Source organism: Halonotius roseus, assembly GCF_006861655.1.
Taxonomy (GTDB): domain Archaea; phylum Halobacteriota; class Halobacteria; order Halobacteriales; family Haloferacaceae; genus Halonotius; species Halonotius roseus.
This window is the reverse complement of record NZ_SESI01000001.1, coordinates 579858-601075: the sequence shown is the minus strand read 5'-3', so window position 1 is coordinate 601075 and position 21218 is coordinate 579858. Positions and strand designations below refer to the sequence as shown.

The window sequence follows — 21218 nt, the reverse complement described above, 5'->3', positions numbered from 1 at the left end:
TATCGGACCCAAAGCATACTTACCCGCAGCCGGGCGATATACCGCCAATGAGTACGGACGCCGACGAGCAGGCCGGCGACGACCGGCGAAAATACGAGTTCAAGAAGGTTATCGAGGAACTCCAGGAGTTCGAAGGCTCCGGCACCCAGCTCGTCACGATCTACATCCCCGACGACAAGCAGATCTCCTCTGTTGTCGAACACGTCATCCAGGAACACTCTGAGGCCGCAAACATCAAATCCAAACAGACCCGGACGAACGTCCAGGACGCGCTCACCTCGATCAAAGATCGCCTCCGCTACTACGACACCTTCCCGCCGGAAAACGGGATCGTGATCTTTTCGGGGGCTGTTGACTCCGGCGGCGGCCAAACCGAGATGATCACGCGCGTGCTCGAATCGCCGTCCGAGCCGATCCAGTCGTTCCGGTATCACTGCGATTCGGCATTTTTGACCGAGCCGCTGGAAAACATGCTGCTCGACAAGGGCCTTTTTGGACTGATTGTCCTTGACCGCCGGGAGGCCAACGTCGGCTGGCTGAAAGGCAAGCGCGTCGAGCCGGTGAAATCCGCCTCCTCGCTGGTGCCCGGCAAGCAGCGAAAGGGTGGTCAGTCCGCCCAGCGGTTTGCCCGCCTGCGCTTGGAAGCGATCGACAACTTCTATCAGGAGATCGCCGAGATGGCCGACGAGCTGATGGTGCCGAAACGCCATGATCTCGACGGCATCCTGATCGGCGGCCCCTCGCCGACGAAAGATGAGTTCGTTGACGGCGACTACCTCCACCACGAACTCCAGGATATGGTGCTCGGCAAGTTCGATGTCGCCTACACCGACGAATCCGGGCTCCACGATCTCGTTGATTCCGCCAGCGACGTGCTGGCCGATCAAGAGGTCGTCAAGGACAAAAACCAGATGGAGGAGTTCTTCGAGAACCTCCATGACGGCGACGAGGCGACCTACGGTTTCGAGCCGACCCGGCGAAACCTCGTGATGGGGTCGGTCGATCGGCTGCTCATCTCCGAGGATCTCCGCCAGGATGTGGTCGTCTACGACTGCGACGGTACCGAGGAGTACGAGCTCGTCGATCGCCGCCACGACATCCCCGACCACGAGTGCGACGACGGTGCGACCGCCGAGGTCGTCGAGCGCGAGGACGTGATCGATCATCTGATCGAGATCGCCGAACAGCGCGGCACCGAGGTCAAGTTCATCTCCAGTGACTTCGAGAAGGGCGAACAGCTCTACAACGCCTTCGGTGGGATCGCGGGCATTCTGCGGTACTCGACCGGCGTCTAACTCCTCGGTTCGACCGGTAGATCGATCAGAAAGCTCCCACATTTGCCGGCGGTCGTCTTTGCCGGAGATCGTCTCACGGCCGTACCGTCCGGCATCACACGAGAGCCGAGTCGATACCGGTGGAAGTGGTTTGTCGCTTTGGTTTTGTTGAGAACTGTTCTCTGGTCTGAGAGACTCGATAGCGAACCATCCGAACCCGCGCGCCCGTCGTGTAGCGTCGAAATCCGGGGCTGTCTACATTCGGCTTGTCCACCATGCGTCCCCGTGAAATATCAGGATAGTGAGCGACTGTAAACAGGATCGCAACCGGGTTTGGTGTCAGATTGCAAACTTCTTTTGTTAGCACCCGATACTGAATTCCATGTCCCCAACCCGCAGACGGACACTTCAAGTCGCTGGTAGTGCCGCACTGATCGCTCTCGCCGGCTGTACCGACACCGGAACCGATGATGAAACGACCGATGGGACGACGGATGATGGTACAACCGATGACGGAGCGACCGATGATGAGACGATGGATGACGGTACGACTGATGACGGTACGACTGATGACGAAACGACGGATGACGGTACGACCGATGACGAGATGACGGATGATGGTTCGGCTGACAACGAAACTGATGATGAGGCGATGGATAACGAAACGACCGATGATGACTCGGTTGACAACGAGACGACCGACGACGGGGGGATAGAAAACGAAACTGATGACGAGACGATGGATAACGGCACGACCGACGACGAGTCGACGGATGATGATTCGGCTGACAACGAGACGACCGATGACGGGACAATGGAAAACGAAACCGATAACGAAACGATGGGCAACGAAACCGATGATGAGATGGCTGACAACGAAACAGACAACGCTACGCTAAACGGGAGCTAATCGCGGCTGTTTCCGTGCCGGCTTGGCTGAACGATCCTGTTTCGTATTCGGTCACCCACGCCGTTGATCGCTGCACCGGGCGGTCGAACCGCGCTCGTCGCGGGTGCTGCCGCCACCGATACCACTTCGGCACTCCGGTGTGACACGGCTAATGTGACACAGTCGCCACCTGATCCCCTCTATCCGAACCGCGGCGATGCCAGGGCCGGCCGCGACGGCGTATCTCGTCGACATCTGTTGGCCAGCGGAGCCACCGCGAGCGCGGTCGCTGCCGCGGGCTGTGCCGGCGACGGCCGTAGCGATGACGACACGGCGGCGTCAACGGAACCCGGCGACGAGCCGACCGTCTTCGTGTTCAACACCGGCGACGGGACGGTGAGCCTGATCGATCCCGCGACCAACGAAGTCGTCGGCTCCCGAGCGATCGGGCTTTCGTCGTCGTTTCCGTCGAACCAGTACACCCCGGCATTGACCGACGCTGCCACCGATCTGCTCTGGCTCAATGTCGACCGCGGCGTCCGCGCGCTGACGGTCGGTGGGCTGGAGGAAGCGGCTCGCATCGACACCGGGTCGGGGGCGAACTGGCAGGAGCAAACACCGGACGGGAGCCATGTCGTCGTCAGCGCACGCGAGCCGAGCCACACCAACTACCGGGTTGACGCCGACCGCGACTCCGAGACGTTCGGCGAGGTAACGGGCGAACTCGACCGCGCCGACGAGGGCGGCCGCGGCGGCAACGACGGCCCCGGCCCGTGTGACGTGACGATCCATCCTGACGGCGAGTACGCCTACGTGCCGGATCTCTTCGGCGACACGCTGACCGTCCTCAGCATCGACCCCTTCGAAATCGAGACACAGATCGCAGTCGAGGGCGTCGTCGCCGACGCGGCCGCGCCGTGGATGGCGACGATCGCCCCCGACGGCGAGACGATGCTGGTCGAACACAACGAGGGCGAAGGTACCGAAAGCATCTGGGACTGCAGCGACCCCGCCAATCCGACCGAGCGAACCCGGCTGACGACCGACGACGGCCTCGGCCGCGGCGCGCTGACCAGCGAGATCGGCCCCGAAAGCGAGACGGGCTACGTGTTCACACCCGGCAGCAACGACGTGAGCGTGATCGATCTCGACGGCGGCCGCGTGACCGACCGCCTCGATCTCGGCGGCTCGGCGTTTGTCGGAACGTGGAACCCGGCGAAAACGAAGCTCTACGTGCCGGTACAGACGAACGACGAGGTAGCGGTCATCGACCACGCTGTGGGCGAGATCGTCGAGCGGATCGACGTGGGCCCGGGCCCCTACGGCGCGACCGCCGCGACGGTGCGGCCGCCGACCGATTCAACGTCGGCCGCGGCCGTCGCACTCGCGCGACTCGGGCTTGCGGCGTCGACGGCGGAGACGACGTACTGTATCGGGAAGTGTGCCTGTGGGCACGAACTGTAACGGACTGAGGATCATTTCAAACCACATCTAGCATGGTCTCGGACGCCGAAATCGAGCGGTTGCGCCGCGAGGCGGATACGATCATGACGCGGTATCAGGAGGTTGAAACCCGCCTCGAATCGGCCCGCGAGGAGTCCGGCGACCACTGGGACGACGGCGAGCTTTCGGTGACGCTGGACTCCCCGCAGGGTGAGCCACTCGATATCACGCTCGATCTTCATGCCGACCCCGCGAGCAACGCCGAAAGCCGCTACGAGCGCGCGAAGGAACTCGAAGCCGAACTCGAACGGAAACGCGAGATCGTCGGCCAGTTGGCTCCGCTGCCGGCCGATCCGGTCGCCTATCTGCTCTGTTATCATCTTGATCGGGTCGAAGGCAACTACCCGCGGTCGATGGCGGGCCATCTCGACGCTGACCGCGGCCACGTCGAGGAGCTCTGCGAGGAGCTACTTGCGGCGGGCCTGCTGGAGCGCGTCGAGTCTGGCACCGTCAAACAACGCCGCGTCAAGGCCAAGCAGGCTGACGAGGTTCGCCAGCATCACACCTACTACCGGCTCTCCCGGGAGGGCGACCACCTGCTGCGATTTCTCGGCGAGCGCGAGGGACAGCTGAACGTCCTGCGACACCTCCCCGACGGACGGCGGCTGGCGGAACGCCTCGCTCGCGGCGGGCCCGACTACGCCCGGATGACCGCCGAGGAGCTGGGGATGGAGTTCGAGTACGTTCGGCATCTGTACCGCGCGCTCCGGCGGGTCGGGTTGGTGACCGACTACGAGGGCAGCACGATCAAAGCCAGCGAGCGGAAGCTGAAGCCCAAAGACGAAACCCACCGCAAGCATACGTATTTTGTTACGACGGATCGGGCTGAAACGCTGCTCCGCGAGCTTGAGAGCGGGTAACTGCTGTGCTCGACGTGGTGATCGACGGGATTTGCTGTGCTCTAGTGGCGACGTAGCGTGTTGCCTCCCCCTGCCGGTTTGCCGTTGTTCTAACCGTTGAATTTATTACCCATGCGTGTTAATAGACAGTTGCCTATCTGGTGTCTCGGTTATCAGTGTTGAACATGGAACGCCTGATCCCGATGCCAGATGGCAACCCCTGACTGCAGTTTCGTCGGGGGCAAAACTTCTAGGGGGAAGTTACGGGGGTACATAGAGTCGCCTTTAGCGATCTCATCGGTGTTGGTTTTTCAAAAACGATAATTTGCGCCACAGTTTTAATATGATCTTCCCGATCCTATTGGGTACAGCCTGTGAAAGTGGCCTACGGACACAGGCTTGCAATGTTCAGCACTGAGAACCGAGGCATCAGCCCGTCGGCACTACCCTGACGCCACTCTACGCTCGGGATTCGCCCGTCGTAGCAGGGTAGTGCTGACTATTTTATCGTACACTGTGCGTCGAGGTGATGGGCCCTATCGGATTTGAACCAATGACCACCGAGTTATGAGCTCGGCGCTCTTACCAGACTAAGCTAAGGGCCCTACCCGATTGATACCGACTGGCCCTATATGAGAGTGTCGAGTTTTCGAACGAACGCAGCGACAATGCCGGGGCTCGAACTCATCGAGACTCGGAGCCAACGCTCCTCGCGTAGTTGTTCGAGAAAGCACGCCGTCGCCAGGGCTCGAACTCACCGAGACGATCACCCTCGCTTCGCTCGGCTGCTGCGACTTGTCTGCGCGAGCCCTTTCTGAGCGACCACACCTGCGACAGTGGTTACTCGGAGCCAAGCACCTCGTGAGTTGTCGCAGGAGAAGACGCCGTCGCCAGGGCTCGAACTCACCGAGACGGTCGCGCTCACTTCGTTCGCGCGCTGCGACTCGGCTGCTCGACCCCTTTCTGAACGTGTTTCTCTCACAGTGCTGCTCGGAGCCGACGCTCCTCACGTAGTTGTTCGAGAAAACACGCCGTCGCCAGGGCTCGAACACGCCAAGACGATCACCCTCGCTTCGCTCGGGTGCTGCGACTTGTCTGCGCGAGCCCTTTCTGAGCGACCACACCTGTGACAGTGGTTACTCGGAGCCAAGCTCCTCGTGAGTTGTCGCAGGAGAAGACGCCGTCGCCAGGGCTCGAACCTGGGACCACCTCGTTAACAGCGAGGTGCTCTACCATCTGAGCTACGACGGCCCAACGCGTCATGGGGTAGTCGGATCGTTTTAATAGGGCTTTCGTTTTTCCACCGACGGAAGCGACATCCTTTCGACGGCCGATACTGAAACGGCGTGTATGCCGACCCTTGAGCGCGTCCTTGCTACCGTTGCCGAACGCGTCACCCCCGACAGCGACGAACGGGAGCGGCTGGCCGCCGCAGCGGCGACGCTCACCGACCGCGCCGAGGCCGCCCTCGCCGACCACGATATCGATGGTGACGTGTTGCAGGTCGGCTCGACCGCCCGTGGCACGTGGCTCGCCGGCGACCGCGACATCGATCTTTTCGTCCGCTTTCCAACCGACTACGACCGCGCCGAGCTGGAACGCCTCGGCCTCGCTATCGGCCACGAGGTGCTCCCCGAGGGCCACGAGGAGTACGCCGAACACCCCTATGTTACCGGCAGCTACGAGGGGTTCGCGGTCGATCTCGTCCCCTGCTACGCCGTCGACAGCGCGACCGGCATCCGCTCGGCGGTCGACCGCACCCCGTTTCACACGCGGTATATCGACGCCCGCCTCGATGACGACCTCGCCCGCGATATCCGCGTGTTCAAACGCTTTCTCAAGGGGATCGACGCCTACGGGAGCGATCTCCGCACCGAGGGGTTTTCCGGCTATCTGGCCGAGCTTCTTGTTGTCGAATACGGCGGCATCGCCCCCCTGCTCCGTGCTGCTGCCGACTGGCATCCACCGATAACCCTCGACCCAGAGGAGCACGGCACCGAATCCTTCGACGACCCGCTTACCGTTATCGACCCGACCGATCCCGAGCGCAACGTCGCGGCCGTGCTCTCGGCGACGAACCTCGCTCGGCTCCAGCATTACGCCCGCGACCTGCTGGCCGATCCGCGCGAGACGCTGTTTTTCGGGTCGAAACCCGCTGGTCTCGACCGCGAGGCTGTCCGGGCGCATCTCGCCGACCGCGAGACGACTGCCGCCGCTATCAGCTTCGAGACGCCCGATATCGTCGAGGATCAGCTGTATCCCCAACTCCGCAAATCACTGGCCGGCGTTGTCGACGGGCTCGAACGCCACGAGTTCGGCGTCATCCGATCGACAGCCATCGCCGACGCCGACCGAAGCGTCCTGCTGGTCGAACTCGCCGACACGACCCGGCCGGCGATCGAACGCCACGAGGGGCCGCCGGTGGCTGTCCGCGACCACGCTGAGGGATTTTTCGAGAGCTACGTCGACGACGACACGGTCTACGGCCCGTTTCTCGACGGCGATCGCTACGTCGTCGAACGCCCACGTGAGGTGACCGATGCCCGCGACTATCTCGACAGCGACGCGATCTTCGAGGTTGCCCTCGGCGCGCAGGTCGAGACCGCGCTTGCTGACGATTATGAGCTACTCTGGGGCGAGGCGGTGGCAACGCTAGCTGATGAGTTCGGCACCGAGCTAGCGGCGTACTTCGAGCCACATCCGTAACAATTGATAGCGACGCTACTCGATCCCAAGCCGGTCTCGGAGCTCGTCGGTGATCTCGACGGTCGATGTATCCGGCTCGTCCTCACAGGCGATCGGCTCCCGGCCGTCGAAGGTTTCGTGTACCATCGAAACCCCCTCCGAGAGCGTATCCAGCCCGTAGCCGCCCTCTAACACAAACGCGAGTGCAGCGTCGCTGGCGTCGCCGATCGACCGCAACCGATCGGTCAACAGCGCGTACCCCTCTGTCGTCACACGGTGTCGGGAGATCGGATCGTGTTCGTGGGCATCAAAGCCCGCGCTGACGATGACGAGATCCGGATCGAAGTCGGCGAGTGCGGGCCCGAGGGCCTCGTCGATGACGTGCAGAAAGTCCGCGTCGCCAGCCCCGGCCGGCAGCGGTGCGTTCAGCGTCGCCCCCTCGCCGTCGCCGGTGCCGGTTTCCTCGACATCGCCGGAGCCGGGGTAGATCCCCTCCTCGTGGATCGAGCCGTAGAACACCTCGTCGCTGTCATAGAAGATATCCTGGGTGCCGTTGCCGTGGTGGACATCCCAATCGAAGATAGCGACCCGGTTGACGGCGTCCTCATCGAGCAATGTCTGGGCGGCGACGGCGGCGTTGTTGAAGAAACAGAACCCCATTGCCTTGTGGCTAACCGCGTGATGGCCCGGCGGTCGCCCGAGCGAAAACGGGGTCTGGCGGCCGTCGGCCCCATCGAGGGCCTGCCGGGCGGCCCACAGCGCGAGGCCGGCACTCTTGCGGGCGGCATCCCAGGTGCCCTCGGAGGCGACCGTATCACGATCCCAACTGCCACCGTCATCCTCACAGAATCGCTTGAGTTCGTTGAGGTAGGTTCCGCGATGGACAGCCTGTATCTGCTCGCGGGTCGCCGCCGGTCCGTCCTGGTAGTCGACGTGGTGTTTGTGTTTGAGGGCCCGCCGGATCGCCCGCAGCCGATCGGCCGTTTCGGGGTGTCGATCGCCGGTATCGTGTTCCAGACACACCTCGCTGTAGCCGAACTGCATTATTCGAAGAGTGAAAAGTAGGTCTCGATGTCATCGGCCTGTACGGTGCGTCGATCGGCGTGGTGGGCGAGGGTGACAGCGGCGGCAGCAACGTTGTCGGCGTAATCTTCGAGGATGTCTGCCAGGGCGATCCGGGCGTCCATCGACACCCGGTAGCTGTCGTCGATCTCGAGTCTGGCGATCCGGTCGACCGGCGCGATCGGAAGTTCGAGGCTCTCGCGGTCGACGACCTGTTCGACGCCGAAATCGCTCGCCATCAGCGTTTTTCGCCCGTCGGCGGTTGCCGTCTCGGCGGCCGACGCCGCCAGCGTTGCCCCGTGGCGTTGCACGCGGCCGGCCAACGCCTCGGCGGCGTCGGCACTCACCCGTAGTGAGTCAGCGTTCCGCCGAATAATCGCATCAACCGGGGCGAACGGCAACTCGACACTCATACCCACATAGCCGGCTGTGGGTCGTATAATGCTTTCCGTTGTGCTCGCTGTCGCCGGCGGTCGCCCCTGCTGGTGACACCCACGTCCGGCGATACGGACTGCTACCGGCGGCGATCACATCCGGCGATACGGAACGTTACCGGCGTCGATCAGAACACGTCTTCGGCGTCGATCGTTCCGTCGGTTTCGGTGCCGCGGACGGTCACCTCCTCGCCGAGCCGAAGCTCGGTGTCGGTTTCGACCTGCCGGGTTTCGGTGCCGTTATCGAGGATGATCGGGCTGCCGGCCTGGACGACGGTGCCGGTGAACTCGACGGTCTCGGCGACCTGCGTCGCCGCGGCCCCGCCACCCCCGCCGCCGGTCTCGCCGCCGGTCGCCCCGTCGGCTCCTGGCGTTGCTGTCGCAGCCTCGGCAGGCTCTCCGTCATCCCCTGCCGACGCGTCGCTCTCGTCGCTGCCGGCGTCTTCGAACGCCGAGAGGCCGCTTTCGGTGCTCGTCGTCGACTCGCTGTCGGCCCCTGTCGATTCGGCCGCCCCACCGGTATCGGCCTCGCTGTCGAGGACGGTCACCGTCGACTGCCAGCCGGCGGAGGCTTCGAGATCGTCCTGCCACCCGTCTTGGATCTCCGCGTCGGTCACGAGGACGTGGTCGGCCAACTCGATGTCTTTGTCGGCCTTCTCGCCCCACAGCGCGACCCGCATATCGCCCGTTTCGTCGCGCAGCCGGATGTTGCGAACCTGCCCCTCCGAGCCGTCGTCGCGGTCGAAGGTGCGTTTTGAGTCTGTCTCGATGACGCCGCCGGCGATGTCGACCGTCTGGCCGATCTCGACGCTCTCGATATCCGTTGTCTCTGGGATGTACTCGATGTCCTCGTCGATGGTCTCGACCGCGCCGCGGGAGCCAACGTGGAGTTCGAGGCTGCCGTCCCGTTCCTTGACGTAGCCGTCGACGATCTCGACGGACTGGCCGTCGGTGAACTCCGAGACCAGGGGTGCCTGCTCATCCCACAGCGTCACGCGAATCCGGCCTGTTGGGTCGCCAACCGACAGATTCGACACCTGTCCCTCCGAGCCGTCGTCGCGGTCGAAGGTACGAACCGAGCCCACATCGAGAATCGTGCCCTTGAGGTTGACATCCGACAGCCCCATCGAGAGATCTTCGACGCGATACATCTCTTGGGTCTCAACGTCGAGTTCGGCGTCCTCCTCGGGTTCGGCCTTGTTGACGCTGACCTCAACGCCGTTGTACCCCTCCTTCGGCCGGCCGGCGATCCGCAACACGTCGCCGATCTCGATCTCGCCGTGTGTCCCTGATTCGGGGTCGCCGACGGCTGAGACGGCCTGTTTGTCCCACATCGAGATCCGAATTCGGCCTGTCTCGTCGGCAACTTCGAGGTTGACGACGCGGCCGTCCTCGGCGTCCTCCTCGTCGCGTTCGAACGTCCGGAGATCGCCGATCGAGACGACCTTGCCGAGGAATTTCACCTCGTCCATCCCGGGTTCGATGTCGGCGATGCCGTTGACCTGCTGGTCTTTCAGCTCGTGGGCGATCAGCTTCGCGGCCGTCTCCTCGTCGGCCAACCCGCCCATCTGTTCGACCTTGTCCTCGACGGCCTCGCGGAACTCTTCGAGCGACACGTCGGTGTCGAGGGCCTCGTACTCGTCCGCTATGACACCCATAGGTATACACAGTCGCAGGGGAAGTTCCCGGTTAAGCGTTGTCCTTGCGCCGATCCCGCGGCCTGTTGCGTCGCCGCCGATCGCACCACAGTCGCCGTGTTTTCCTGCCGCATAGCGGGGGTGTGTCGGGATCGGATAAAAACCTCAGGTGGGGTGGCCGCCGTACCGTAACCGTCTTAAGTAAACCACGGGTACTGAGAGATGAGTCCTGATAGGGTAGTGGACTATCCTCTTGGCTTGCGGAGCCAGGGACCGGAGTTCAAATCTCCGTCAGGACGTTCATTCCTTCGGACTGCTTCCCTTCGCTCAGCAGTCGCTCAGTCATTCACGTCCTGACGTGCCCTGCGCTCACTCCGTTCGCGCAGGACTCCGTCAGGACTTCTCGCCGACAAAGCAACCCTGAGTGTGGCGAGTTCTGTGTCGACAGACTGGATTCCAAGAGGCTGTGAGAACGACCGTCATCGATCGAACCCGGGCACCCGTCAGGCTGTTTTAGGTGGCGAACATGCGACTGTTCTACCCACAACACGGCATTGAGGGACACCTTTTATATTCACGTCGTGGTACACAATCTGTATGGCACAGGTCTTCGCGGTCGCCAGCGCGAAAGGGGGCGTTGGCAAGACGACGACGACGGCAAACGTGGGGGCGATTCTCGCCGAGACTGGGGCCGATGTCGTGGTGATCGATGGCGACATCAGCATGGCAAATCTCGGCGCGGCCCTCGGCATCGAGTCACCACCGACAACGCTCCACGATGTGCTTCGTGGCGATGCCACCCCCTCCGAAGCAACCTACGAAGGCCCAGGCGGTGTCTATGTCGTCCCCGGCGACACCGCCCTCTCGTCGTATGCGTCGGCCGACCCCGCGGAGTTGCCGTCGGTGCTCCGCACCCACTCACAGGCCGACTACGTCCTGATCGATGTCGGGGCGGGTGTCAGCCACGAGACGGGCCTCCCGCTGTCGCTGGCCGATGAGGTGCTGTTGGTGTCGACGCCGGAACGGGACGCGCTGCGGGATACGGAAAAAACCCGCCAGCTCACCGAGGAGCTCGGTGGCACCGTCGCCGGCGCGGTCATCACCCGAACCGAGCCGTCGACGCCGGTCTCGGAGCTCGCTACCGGTACCCTCGCGGCACCCGTGTTGGGATCGATCCCTGAGGACGAAGCCGTCCGTGATTCCGTCGCTGTCGGCGAACCGCTGTCGACGTACGCCCCGCACAGCCCCGCCGCCGAGGCCTACCGTGAGCTGGTCGCCGAACTCACCGGTGTCGAGCCCGCGGCCCCGGCGGACTCCGACGCGCCGTCAACGACACCACCAGCCGAGGCGACCATGGACAGCGAGTCGGCCGACACAACCACAGACAGCGAGCCGGCCGACACACCAGCCGAACCGACCACCGCGGCTGACACCGATTCCAGCTTGGCCGACACCGGCTCTGATTCCACGCCGACTGAGCCCGATCCGACATCGACCGATACCGACGCTGAACCGGCTGACACAGCAGCCGATCACACCGACACTACCGAGTCGACCGATACCACCGACACCAGCGAATCGACCGACAATTCAGCCATCACCGAAGCGGAGGAAAAGTGGGCGGAAGCGGCCACCGGCACCGCGGGCGATGTCGACGATGCTGTTGCCGACGAGGCGACCTCGCTGGCTGATGCCGACGGCGAGTCGTCGACACCCGCAGCTGAGCCGCCTGCTGACGATGCGACATCCACCACCGAACCCGATGAGGCGATGTCGACATCGACCGACGACGATGCCGATGCTGATCCACTATCATCAGATTCGACCGACGACGCCGACGACGCCGCCGACGGCGAGCCCGAACTGTCACCATCGGATCCAGTCGAGGAGCCGGTGTCGGTTGATTCCTCCTCCGAGATCGACGAGGGCGCGGTATCGGAGCCACCAACCGAGCCGATCGCCGAGGAGGCGACAGAGGCGGACGGGGCCTCCCCCGTTGCCGATCTCGCCGACGAGATCACCGAGGAGTCCACGCCGATCGATGCAGACGCGGCTGTTGACGCCGACTCACCACCCACCCCGGATGCGGTTAATACCGAGCCGGCAGTCGACGAGAAACCGAGCGACGCAGCGGTTCCGTTTACCGATGCGGACGACGAGCCCACCGACGCCGACGAGGATCCGTTGATCCCCGATGCCGAGGGCGAATCCTCGCCGGGAGTCGACGACGATCAATCGATGACAACCGAACTCGGATCGCCCCCCGAGGAGTCGACCTTTGAGGACACGGCAGCGACTGACGACGATGACGACGACGAAAAGGGGTTCTTCCGGCGGCTGTTTTTCGGCTAGAGCGATACGTTCTTACTCACGGCGTGGGGAAGCCGGTGTATGGCTGATGTTGACGGCAGTGACGGCAGTGTTCCGTTCTGGTGGATCGTGCTTTTCATCCTGATCTCGCTCGGTGCGGCGATCGGCTCGGTCTACTTTGTCGGCGGGAGCATCCTGCTGGTACCGCCGATCGCGTAGCTACATCGAGTCGGGGGCTTCGACGCCGAGGACGGTCAGGGCGTTGGCGACGGTGTGTTTTGCGGCGGCGACGAGCGCGAGCCGCGAGCGGCGGGTCGCTTCTGTGTCGGCCGACAGCACCGGACACGACCGATAGAAGGCGTTGAACGCGTCGGCGATCTCGCGGGTGTAGGTCGCCACGCGGTGTGGGGTGAGCTCGTCGGCGGCGTCCTCGATAACCGCCGGGAATCGGGCGATGGCGTCGATCAGCGCGGCTTCTTCCGGTGTCGACAGTGCTTCGATGTCGACGTCGTCGATGGTTGGCTCGCCCTCGGCCTCCGCAAGAATCCCACAACAGCGGGCGTGGACGTACTGGACGTAGGGAGCTGATTGGGCCTCGAAATCGAGTGCCTCCTCCCATTTGAACGTGATTCCTTTCGTTGGTTGTTTCGAGACGATATCGTAGCGCACCGCACCGATCCCGACCTGGTGGGCGATGCGCTCGATATCCTCCTCGTCGAGTTCGTCGTCGCGGATGCGGTCGTCAAGGCGATCCTCGACCTCCTCGCGGGCGCGGTCGATCGCCTCGTCCAACAGATCATCGAGCATGACGCCGGTTCCCCGGCGGGTGCTCATCTTCCCCTCCGGGAGATTAACGTACGAGTAGATCACGTCGTCAAGCCGGTCGGGATCGTTGCCGAGGATCTCGAGGGTCGCCTGCAGTTGGCGGGCCTGGAGTTTGTGATCCTCACCGAGAACGGTCACCGCGCGGTCGAAGTTGTCGAACTTCCACTCGTGGTGAGCAAGGTCACGGGTCGTATAGAGGCTCGTTTCGTCGGAACGCAGGAAGACGAGGTTTTTGTCGATGTCAAACGCGTCCAATTCGAGCTGCCAGGCCTCCTCGTCGTAGACGGCGTACTCGCTGTCTTTGAGCCGGGCGGCGACATCGTCGGTCGAGCCATCCCGCATGAACCGTGTTTCCTTGACGAACTCATCGAACTCGGCGGGCAGGCGGGCGAGACAGCCCTTCATCCCGCCCAGCACGGTGTCGACGACCTCGCCGACCCGGTCGTAGGTGTCTTCGTCGCCGGCTTCCAGTCCCTGCATGATCGTGGCGATCTCATCCTCGGCGTCGTCGACGGCGTCGTCGTCGGCGTCTTCCAGGAACGAGTTTCCTTTGCGGTAGTAGCGCACCAGATCATACTCGGCGCGATCGCGGGCGGGCTCGCTGTCGAGGTCGCTTTCGTCGAACTTCTCGTAGGCCCAGGTGAAGACGGCCATCTGGCGGCCGGCGTCGTTGACGTAGTAGTGGCGTTCCACGTCGTAGCCGGCCATATCGAGGGTGTTGGCGACGGCGTCGCCGAGGATCGGGTTCCGGGCGCGACCGACGTGTACCGGGCCGGTCGGGTTCGCGCTCGTGTGCTCGACGACGACCGACTCCTCGCGGTCGTCCAGCCGGCCGTAGTCGGCGGCGTGGGCGGCTTCGACCGTCTCCTGTCGGTATCGGTCGGTCGTCTGAAAGTTGATATACGGCCCTTTCGTCGTCACCGCACCGATGTACTCGTAGTCGGCCGGCTCGATCGCGGCGGCCAGTTCGGCGGCGGCCTGTGGTGGCGCGGTCTCCAGCTCGCCGGCCAGCCGGAAGGCGACACTTGAGGCCAGCGTCGCGTCAAGATCTTCGGGTGGTTCCTCGACCCCGAGGTCGCCGGTCGGCAACTCAAGTGACTCCAGGCCCGCCGTCAGGGCGTCGGCGACCTCCGCGCGAAAGGCTCTGAACATGCCGTCGGGTTTCCGGTCGGTGCTAAAGGGCCTTCCGAACCGACAGCCACGATCCGAGGGGTCTTCAACGCGGGCCGTCTACAGCAAGACAGCGACGGCGACTTCGACTGGCAATCTCTCTTCGACGGCGAGTCTATAACGGTTTTGAGATGCGTTCCATATACGATATTCTTATCCCACTCGATCACCTTTCTCAATCTATGTCAGAATCGGTCGCGGGGGGTCTCACCCACGACGAACTGCTCGCGTTGAAGCATGTCGCTCTCGACGGCGGGCTCACGGGGTCAGTGCCAGTCTCCTGTAGCGGCCTTGGCGACCGCCTCGATGCCTCGACACAGACCGCCTCCCGCCGTTTGCAGGCACTTGAGGCCGGTGGCTATCTCGACCGCGAGCGGGTCACCGACGGCCAGCTTGTCTCGATCACCGACGACGGCGAGCGAGCCCTTCGTTCGGAGTACGCCGACTACCGCCAACTGTTCGAGTCGCCGACGGAGTTGACGCTCACCGGCACGGTGACAACGGGGATGGGCGAGGGCAAACACTATATCTCGCTGCCAGGGTATGAACGCCAGTTCGAGTCCCGCCTCGGCTACACGCCCTTCCCGGGCACGCTCAACATCGAACTTGATACCGCCAGTGTTCACGCCCGGGCCGACCTCCCGGGGCAGGCATCGGTACCGATCGATAGCTGGGAGGATGACGACCGCACCTACGGCGCGGCGACCTGTTATCCGGCGACGGTCGAACGCGACGGCCGCGCCTTCGAGCCCGCCCATATCATCGTCCCCGACCGCACCCACCACGACGAGGAAAATCTCGAACTGATCGCCCCGGTCAAGCTCAGAGACGAGCTCGATCTCGACGACGGCGAGATGTTGGCCATTCACGTCGCGGAGGCGGAGTTCGAATGAGCCCACCAACCGCTGACGCCGACAGCGACACTCACCAGGCCGATGCTGCCGACGCTGTCAAGACGAACGGCGATGTTGCCGAGACGACACAGTTCGATGGCGACGCCGACGCCGCGATCGACGCCTTCCGTGCGGGCCAGCCGGTGTTGATCCACGATTTCGCTGACCGTGAGGGCGAAACCGACATCGTCTATCCGGCGACCGCGGTCGACCCCGCGGCGGTGCGACGACTCCGCAACGACGCCGGCGGGCTCGTCTGTGTCGCCCTCGCTGACAGCGTCGCCGAGCGGTTCGACCTCCCCTTCCTTCAGGAGGCCCTCAATCATCCGGCGACCGAGAACCACGAGCTGAGCTACGACGACCGCTCGTCGTTTTCGATCACGGTCAACCACCGGGCGACCGAGACGGGGATCACCGACCGCGACCGGGCGCAAACGATCAGCGAGCTCGGCGCGGCTGCGGCGACCGCCGACTACGACGGCGAGACTTTCGCCACTGAGTTCCGCAGCCCCGGCCACGTCCACCTGCTGCGGGCAGCACCGGATCTCTTGGCCGAGCGGGTCGGCCACACCGAGTTGGGGGTCGCCCTCGCCGAGGCAGCTGATCTACCGCCGGCGGTTGTCGTCTGTGAGATGCTCGACGACGAGACCGGGGCCGCGCTGTCGCCGACCGACGCGGCCGCCTACGCGGCGCGCAACGACCTTGTCTACGTTGAGGGATCGTCGCTGGTGGAGCGACTGGGGTAGCCGCTGGCTACTCGCGCTGTGGCGAGAGCAGCTGTTTCGATCGTTGGGCCGTGTTTAGATAAGCCGGTGAAATTGGAACCATCTTGAAAGCCCCCGGCGTCTCGGCTCCCGGGACTCGCTGCGCTCCTCGTCACTCGCTCCGCTCGTTCCTGCGGTGCTTGCATCGTCCGGGTTCGCCGACCCGCCGGCCCCTTTCAGTCCCACCCAACTGCGACTGTTTGGCCTGCCAACGTGGGTGGGACTGAAAGGGGGGAGTCGCTCCGGGAAGACGGCCGACGCAAGCACCGTAGCGAACACAGTGAGCGAGGCGCGCAGCGAGGCCTTCGACCGGAGCGACTCGGGGCTTTCGAGGTGTTCTCGATCCAATCGCACTCTGAACAGTATCGATCGTTGGTTGCAAACTGTTAAGAATCGGTAGCCGAAGGTTCAGGGTAGCAATGGCATCCTTCGACGAGATGCGCGAGGCGGGCGATATCGAGACGATCTGGCAGAACGGCGAGTTCGTCGACTGGGACGACGCGACGATCCACGTCCTCACCCACGGCCTCCACTACGGGACGGGGATCTTCGAGGGGGCCCGTGCCTACGATACCGACAACGGCACCGCGATCTTCCGGTGGGAGGAACACCTTGATCGGTTCTTCGCCTCCGGGAAACCCTACGAGCTGGAGATCCCCTACAGCCGCGAGGAACTCACCGAGGCAACCCTCGAACTCCTCCGCCGGCAGGATCACGACAGCGCGTACATCCGCCCGATCGCCTACTTCGGCTACGGTAGCCTCGGGGTCAGCCCCGACGACTGCCCGACCGATGTCGCCGTCGCCACCTGGCCGTGGGGCGCGTATCTCGGCGAGGAGGCACTCGAACACGGGATCGAGGTCATGGTTTCGTCGTGGCGCAAACACGCCTCCAGTCAGATCCCGACCAACGCCAAGACGACCGGCCTCTACGTCAACAGCCTGCTGGCCGGCGAGGAAGCCCGGCGCAACGGCTACGCCGAGGCGATCGTCCTCAACAAGGAGGGCCAGGTCGCCGAGGGCCCCGGCGAGAATCTGTTTCTCGTCCGCGACGGCGAGATCTACACCCCGGGGCTCTCCCAGAGCATCCTCGATGGGATCACCCGCGATACCGTGATCACGCTGGCCCGCGAACGCGGCTACACCGTCCACGATCAGGCGACGATCAGCCGCGGCGAGCTCAACACGGCCGACGAGCTCTTCTTTACCGGCTCGGCCGCCGAAGTTACCCCGATCCGCAAGGTCGACAACGTCGAGATCGGCAACGGCGACCGCGGTCCCGTCACCGAGGAGATCCAGTCAGCGTTCTTCGATCTCGTCGAACGGAAAACCGACGCCCACGACGACTGGTTCACCTACCTCTGAGCCGGTCGACAACGACGACTGATCGACACAGTCGCACGCGCCGCCATCGTTATTTTTCCAGCGGGTTTCCCGTTTGTATGAATCGACTCGCAAGATCCCTCGTCAGCGTCGTTGTCGGTGTTTTCGTCTTTCTTGGCGTCACGGTCGCCGTCACCGAGGGGCTCACAGCGTACGTCTGGCCATCGCTCATGATCGGCGTGCCGGCCGGTGTTGTCGCCGGTGTCGCCGCTGTTCCGCTGGTCTTCTTTCGGCTCGCCGCCCGGGCGGAGCGACGAAACACCGGTCAGGTAAGCGAACGAACGCGCCGCAATCTCTCGGTCACGGCGGCCGCCATCACGGGGTTTGTCGGCGGCAGCGGACTGACGCTGGCCGTGGCGATGACACAGGCTGTTGGCCTCGCAACCGCGATCCTCGTAGCCGCCCTCCCCGCCGGAGTGCTCACCGCCGCGGTCGTCGGTCTCGTCGTCGCGCGCCGACACCGCCGCTCGGCGCGTGCGTCGACATCGCCACCGACTGAGTTCGAGTAAGCACCCCCCGTTAGCTGTCGGTCGCTGTGCCGTCACCCGACGACTCCGAGGACTCGGTTCGGACGGTTGTGGTGGTGTCGCCGTCGCTTCGGGCCGGGTTTTCGGCCTCTTCGACCGGGATCTGGTGGGCGGATTCGGCAAACCCCGCGCTCAACACCCGCGTGAGGGCTTCCTCAACCTTTTCGTTGGTCTCCTCGACCCGATCCTCCTCGACTTCCATCACGAAGCCGGTCGTGATGTTCGGCGCGGTCGGCAGAAAGAGCACAATCTTGCCGTCCTGTGTCTTTTTCCCGGTTTTGAACGCCGTCATCCGGATCCCGGGCCAGGTTTCGAGTCGCACCGGCTCCTGGAGATCATCGGTGCCCGACAGCGCGGTTTCGACGGCGAGCTTTGTCGCGTTGTAGACGACCCGGAGCCCCGGCATGCGGTTGATCGCGCCATCCAACGCCGACTCGAAGAGTCGACCGGCGGTCGTCCGCATCAGGTAGCCGACCGCGAGGATCAGCGTCAGAATGAGGACGAGTGCGACGGTGATCCGGGCCAGCGGGATGAGGCTCTCGGGCACGCCCAGCCCGACGAAATCGAGGGTGCTGATCAGCGGGAGGGCGATAATCCGCTCGTAGAGATAGTTGAGGACGAATAGCAGGATCCCCAGCGGCAACAGCACCACCAGTCCGCTGGCGATATCGCGCTTCCAGGAGGACATACAGCCCACTTGGTGTGTGGACGCTTAGGTCATGTGGATCCCCCTGCCAGCCGAATCAGTGCGTCTTTACGCCCGCCGCCGCCTCCCTCGGATATGATTGGTGGGCTTGTCGTGACAGCGTTGTGGGCGATGCTGCCGGCCTACGTGCCGAACAACGCGGCCGTCCTCGCCGGCGGCGGCCGCCCGATCGACGGCGGCCGAACGTGGGGCGATCGCCGGCTGCTCGGCGACGGCAAAACCTGGCGCGGCACCGCCGTTGGCACGCTCGTCGGCGTCGCCCTCGCGGCCGGACTCAACGTCGTTGCCGCACCGGTCGGGACGGCGCTTGGATTCTCGCTGCCGACGTTTCCACCTGCGGCGGCCCTCGGCCTTGCCGCTGGCGCGATGGTTGGTGATATCGCGGCCTCGTTCATCAAACGCCGGAGCGGCCGCGACCGCGGGGCGGCGTTTCCCGGTCTCGATCAGCTTGATTTCGTTGTCGGCGCGCTTGCACTCGCGTTTGTTGCCGCGCCTGGGTGGGCCCAAGCGACGTTTACACCCGGCGTGCTTGCGGTGGTGCTCGTTGCCACACCGGTTCTCCACGTCGGTACCAACATCATCGCCTACCTGATCGGCGCGAAAAACGAGCCCTGGTAGGTACCTCGCGGATTCAGTTCCTTGACCGAGTTGGTGATCGTACTGTGTACCATCCAAGATGGAGAGCGCGTATACAGCAACGGGGCAGTCAGGCTTGGCGGGTCGTATCGATTGCCAGAGTTCTGTTTTCGATCACGCGATCAAACGGTGGTCGGCGCACCATTCTCAGATGTGGAACTGATACGTGTCCGTGTTAGGGACGGCGGCGAATCATGAGCAACGCTGCCGAAATAAGTGCAACGAGAGCAACGATACCACCGAAGCCAGGTGTATCATCGTTCGTTTCGGGCTCAGATTCTGGATCGGGCTCAGGTTCAGGATCAGGCTCAGCTTCGGGGGATTCAACAGTGAGTTCACCGGTAACGCTGGTGTCAGTAGTGTGGACTGAATGCATGTAGCGACCGGGTTCATCCGGTGTTTCAATATCAAACGAGATCGTGTTACGTTCGTCCGGATCAAGCGAGACCTCTTCGGTGGCGATAGGATCGCCGTCGATACGAAGTTCAACAGTCTTGGTGGCGGCAGTACCACCGATATTCGTTACCGTCGCGGAGACGGTGAGAGGGTTCCCTGGCGCGACGGTCGCAGACGCCGGCTCAAGATCGGTCAGATTAAAGAAGGCTGGATCAGGTTCGACTTCAGGTGGGTCTTCATTCATCTCCTCGTCGCCGACGGGTGCCCCGGAGGTAACGCCGGTGTCAGTCACCTCAAAAATAAAGGTGTAGCTCCCTGCGTCAATCTGGGTGAAGTCGGCGGTCAACGAGTCGTCGCGGAGCCCCCGGAGCACAAGTTCATCATCGTCGGCGTAGGCGTCATGGACAACCCCGTCGACCGCAAACGGTTGGCGGTCAGCGTAGGGGTCGGGATTATCCTCGGCATCGCCGGATCGGAAGAGGCTCTCAAGGTCGTCGTAGTCGAGACCATCAGCACTCACTTTGAGATTGTATCGGGCGCGGTTCGAGCGTATGTCAAGGCTGACATCATCATCACCGGTGGTGATCCGATCTTGCCCCCATTCGACGCGGAGGGATTGCTTTACAACTTCGAAGCGCGCATCGCGTGGGTCAACAAGACCGGTTGCGACACCATCGGAACCGACGCTGAAAGCTTGTGATCGATCTCCAGCCGGAACGAGCACGTACATACCGTCGAGTCCGGATGTCGGGATTTCCAGCGATCGGCTATCATCAACCCCGATTTCGCGGACCAGTGAGCCAGCGCGTGCATCGTCGCTACTGTACCGTCGGACTTCGATCGTATCAACGTCACTGACGGAGTCAGGGATGGCGAGAGCGAGCTCTTGGCCAGCCCAATAGAGGCCGTTGGATTGGAGGATGGCATCGGCACCGTCGCGCTCAACCGCTGGGGGCGAAACCTGCATGGGTACGCCACTACCGATGGCAAGTTGGGCCGTCTCGATAGTGGCTGATTGGGTGGTAGTCGAATCAGCCGATGCAGCCGGTACCGAATGGGCGGGAGCCGCGCCTGCAACGGGAACTGCGATAATGGAAAAAACCGTGATCACCGCGAGCAATGTGGCTCGGACAGCGAGCCCTTGATTTGCAGATCTGGTTGACATTGATACAGATAACCGGTTAGAAGGATTAAACATATCGCTCATGTGTAACGTGTTGGTGAGATCTGGGTGTTACTCGACACCGTGTCTGAGTGCCACTCTGTGAAACGTCGATCAAACAGCA

18 protein-coding genes and 3 tRNA genes are annotated in these 21218 nt (G+C 63.4%); 13 read left to right on the top strand and 8 right to left on the bottom strand.

The window, feature by feature from the left end:
- Positions 1 to 47 precede the first annotated feature (47 nt).
- The 4 genes from prf1 to EWF95_RS03195 all read left to right on the top strand — a co-directional run bounded on the left by prf1 (position 48) and on the right by EWF95_RS03195 (position 4526).
- Positions 48 to 1295: a peptide chain release factor aRF-1 gene (gene prf1 / locus EWF95_RS03210; protein ID WP_142442615.1), complete on the top strand. Its 1248-nt coding sequence runs from the start codon at positions 48 to 50 to the stop codon at positions 1293 to 1295.
- 361 nt (positions 1296 to 1656) lie between these two features.
- Entirely contained in the window at positions 1657 to 2184 is a 528-nt protein-coding gene (locus EWF95_RS03205; RefSeq protein ID WP_142442614.1) for a hypothetical protein, read from the top strand.
- A 153-nt stretch (positions 2185 to 2337) separates the two neighbouring features.
- Positions 2338 to 3627, top strand: coding sequence for a hypothetical protein (locus tag EWF95_RS03200; RefSeq protein WP_142442613.1), 1290 nt, complete (start codon positions 2338 to 2340; stop codon positions 3625 to 3627).
- Between the two features lie 32 nt (positions 3628 to 3659).
- Positions 3660 to 4526, top strand: coding sequence for a DUF2250 domain-containing protein (locus tag EWF95_RS03195; protein WP_142442612.1), 867 nt, complete (start codon positions 3660 to 3662; stop codon positions 4524 to 4526).
- A 509-nt stretch (positions 4527 to 5035) separates the two neighbouring features.
- Here EWF95_RS03195 and EWF95_RS03190 read toward each other — a convergent pair.
- Both EWF95_RS03190 and EWF95_RS03185 read right to left on the bottom strand, forming a co-directional pair.
- Positions 5036 to 5110, bottom strand: a tRNA-Ile gene (locus EWF95_RS03190).
- Positions 5111 to 5683: 573 nt separating this feature from the next.
- A tRNA-Asn gene (locus EWF95_RS03185) sits at positions 5684 to 5756 on the bottom strand.
- 99 nt (positions 5757 to 5855) lie between these two features.
- Between EWF95_RS03185 and cca the strand changes: the two genes are divergently transcribed.
- On the top strand, positions 5856 to 7211 hold the full coding sequence (cca, locus tag EWF95_RS03180) for a CCA tRNA nucleotidyltransferase (protein WP_142442611.1): 1356 nt from the start codon (positions 5856 to 5858) through the stop codon (positions 7209 to 7211).
- 15 nt (positions 7212 to 7226) lie between these two features.
- On the opposite strand, the gene EWF95_RS03175 is transcribed toward cca, so the two are convergent.
- The 3 genes from EWF95_RS03175 to EWF95_RS03165 form a co-directional block, all read right to left on the bottom strand.
- Positions 7227 to 8234, bottom strand: a complete 1008-nt coding sequence (locus tag EWF95_RS03175) for a histone deacetylase family protein (protein WP_142442610.1) — start codon at positions 8232 to 8234, stop codon at positions 7227 to 7229.
- On the bottom strand, positions 8234 to 8665 hold the full coding sequence (locus EWF95_RS03170) for a histone (RefSeq protein ID WP_142442609.1): 432 nt from the start codon (positions 8663 to 8665) through the stop codon (positions 8234 to 8236). Before EWF95_RS03170 ends, EWF95_RS03175 begins: the two co-directional genes overlap by 1 nt.
- 149 nt (positions 8666 to 8814) lie before the next feature.
- Positions 8815 to 10344, bottom strand: coding sequence for a single-stranded DNA binding protein (locus EWF95_RS03165; RefSeq protein WP_142442608.1), 1530 nt, complete (start codon positions 10342 to 10344; stop codon positions 8815 to 8817).
- 205 nt (positions 10345 to 10549) lie between these two features.
- Between EWF95_RS03165 and EWF95_RS03160 the strand changes: the two genes are divergently transcribed.
- From EWF95_RS03160 to EWF95_RS13455, 3 genes are all read left to right on the top strand, one after another.
- Positions 10550 to 10622: transfer RNA gene (locus EWF95_RS03160), tRNA-Arg, on the top strand.
- Positions 10623 to 10920: 298 nt separating this feature from the next.
- Positions 10921 to 12675, top strand: a complete 1755-nt coding sequence (gene minD, locus EWF95_RS03155) for a cell division ATPase MinD (protein ID WP_142442607.1) — start codon at positions 10921 to 10923, stop codon at positions 12673 to 12675.
- Positions 12676 to 12714: 39 nt separating this feature from the next.
- Positions 12715 to 12852, top strand: coding sequence for a hypothetical protein (locus EWF95_RS13455; RefSeq protein WP_185911683.1), 138 nt, complete (start codon positions 12715 to 12717; stop codon positions 12850 to 12852).
- Here EWF95_RS13455 and argS read toward each other — a convergent pair whose 3' ends face one another.
- Positions 12853 to 14610 carry an arginine--tRNA ligase gene (gene argS, locus EWF95_RS03150; RefSeq protein WP_142442606.1) on the bottom strand — a complete coding sequence of 586 codons (1758 nt, stop codon included), beginning with the start codon at positions 14608 to 14610 and terminating at the stop codon, positions 12853 to 12855.
- 200 nt (positions 14611 to 14810) lie between these two features.
- On the opposite strand from argS, the gene EWF95_RS03145 reads away from it, so the two are divergent.
- The 4 genes from EWF95_RS03145 to EWF95_RS03125 all read left to right on the top strand — a co-directional run bounded on the left by EWF95_RS03145 (position 14811) and on the right by EWF95_RS03125 (position 18176).
- On the top strand, positions 14811 to 15521 hold the full coding sequence (locus tag EWF95_RS03145) for a DUF120 domain-containing protein (protein ID WP_142442605.1): 711 nt from the start codon (positions 14811 to 14813) through the stop codon (positions 15519 to 15521).
- Positions 15518 to 16267, top strand: coding sequence for a 3,4-dihydroxy-2-butanone-4-phosphate synthase (gene ribB / locus EWF95_RS03140; RefSeq protein ID WP_142442604.1), 750 nt, complete (start codon positions 15518 to 15520; stop codon positions 16265 to 16267). Before EWF95_RS03145 ends, ribB begins: the two co-directional genes overlap by 4 nt.
- Positions 16268 to 16704: 437 nt before the next feature.
- Complete coding sequence (locus tag EWF95_RS03130) at positions 16705 to 17649, top strand: branched-chain amino acid transaminase (protein WP_142442602.1); 945 nt, start codon at positions 16705 to 16707, stop codon at positions 17647 to 17649.
- Positions 17650 to 17726: 77 nt separating this feature from the next.
- Positions 17727 to 18176, top strand: coding sequence for a hypothetical protein (locus tag EWF95_RS03125; RefSeq protein WP_142442601.1), 450 nt, complete (start codon positions 17727 to 17729; stop codon positions 18174 to 18176).
- A 10-nt stretch (positions 18177 to 18186) separates the two neighbouring features.
- Here EWF95_RS03125 and EWF95_RS03120 read toward each other — a convergent pair whose 3' ends face one another.
- The gene (locus EWF95_RS03120; RefSeq protein WP_142442600.1) at positions 18187 to 18882 is read right to left on the bottom strand and encodes a DUF502 domain-containing protein; all 696 of its coding nucleotides are present in this window, start codon (positions 18880 to 18882) and stop codon (positions 18187 to 18189) included.
- Positions 18883 to 18975: 93 nt separating this feature from the next.
- Here EWF95_RS03120 and EWF95_RS03115 point away from each other — a divergent pair, with 93 nt between their 5' ends.
- Positions 18976 to 19518, top strand: a complete 543-nt coding sequence (locus tag EWF95_RS03115; RefSeq protein WP_142442599.1) for a CDP-2,3-bis-(O-geranylgeranyl)-sn-glycerol synthase — start codon at positions 18976 to 18978, stop codon at positions 19516 to 19518.
- A 193-nt stretch (positions 19519 to 19711) separates the two neighbouring features.
- Here the strand turns inward: EWF95_RS03115 and EWF95_RS03110 are convergent, their stop codons facing one another.
- On the bottom strand, positions 19712 to 21139 hold the full coding sequence (locus tag EWF95_RS03110) for a PGF-CTERM sorting domain-containing protein (RefSeq protein WP_142442598.1): 1428 nt from the start codon (positions 21137 to 21139) through the stop codon (positions 19712 to 19714).
- Positions 21140 to 21218: the final 79 nt, after the last annotated feature.

Bases quoted from the DNA above. Each gene is read 5' to 3' on its own strand.
- EWF95_RS03110 (WP_142442598.1), bottom strand. From the start codon at position 21,139: ATGAGCGATATGTTTAATCCTTCTAACCGGTTATCTGTATCAATGTCA.
- argS (WP_142442606.1), bottom strand. From the start codon at position 14,610: ATGTTCAGAGCCTTTCGCGCGGAGGTCGCCGACGCCCTGACGGCGGGC.
- prf1 (WP_142442615.1), top strand. From the start codon at position 48: ATGAGTACGGACGCCGACGAGCAGGCCGGCGACGACCGGCGAAAATAC.
- cca (WP_142442611.1), top strand. From the start codon at position 5,856: ATGCCGACCCTTGAGCGCGTCCTTGCTACCGTTGCCGAACGCGTCACC.
- EWF95_RS03165 (WP_142442608.1), bottom strand. From the start codon at position 10,344: ATGGGTGTCATAGCGGACGAGTACGAGGCCCTCGACACCGACGTGTCG.
- EWF95_RS03125 (WP_142442601.1), top strand. From the start codon at position 17,727: ATGAATCGACTCGCAAGATCCCTCGTCAGCGTCGTTGTCGGTGTTTTC.
- EWF95_RS03130 (WP_142442602.1), top strand. From the start codon at position 16,705: ATGGCATCCTTCGACGAGATGCGCGAGGCGGGCGATATCGAGACGATC.
- EWF95_RS03170 (WP_142442609.1), bottom strand. From the start codon at position 8,665: ATGAGTGTCGAGTTGCCGTTCGCCCCGGTTGATGCGATTATTCGGCGG.
- ribB (WP_142442604.1), top strand. From the start codon at position 15,518: ATGAGCCCACCAACCGCTGACGCCGACAGCGACACTCACCAGGCCGAT.
- EWF95_RS03145 (WP_142442605.1), top strand. From the start codon at position 14,811: ATGTCAGAATCGGTCGCGGGGGGTCTCACCCACGACGAACTGCTCGCG.
- EWF95_RS03175 (WP_142442610.1), bottom strand. From the start codon at position 8,234: ATGCAGTTCGGCTACAGCGAGGTGTGTCTGGAACACGATACCGGCGAT.
- EWF95_RS03205 (WP_142442614.1), top strand. From the start codon at position 1,657: ATGTCCCCAACCCGCAGACGGACACTTCAAGTCGCTGGTAGTGCCGCA.
- EWF95_RS03115 (WP_142442599.1), top strand. From the start codon at position 18,976: ATGATTGGTGGGCTTGTCGTGACAGCGTTGTGGGCGATGCTGCCGGCC.
- EWF95_RS03195 (WP_142442612.1), top strand. From the start codon at position 3,660: ATGGTCTCGGACGCCGAAATCGAGCGGTTGCGCCGCGAGGCGGATACG.
- EWF95_RS13455 (WP_185911683.1), top strand. From the start codon at position 12,715: ATGGCTGATGTTGACGGCAGTGACGGCAGTGTTCCGTTCTGGTGGATC.
- EWF95_RS03120 (WP_142442600.1), bottom strand. From the start codon at position 18,882: ATGTCCTCCTGGAAGCGCGATATCGCCAGCGGACTGGTGGTGCTGTTG.
- minD (WP_142442607.1), top strand. From the start codon at position 10,921: ATGGCACAGGTCTTCGCGGTCGCCAGCGCGAAAGGGGGCGTTGGCAAG.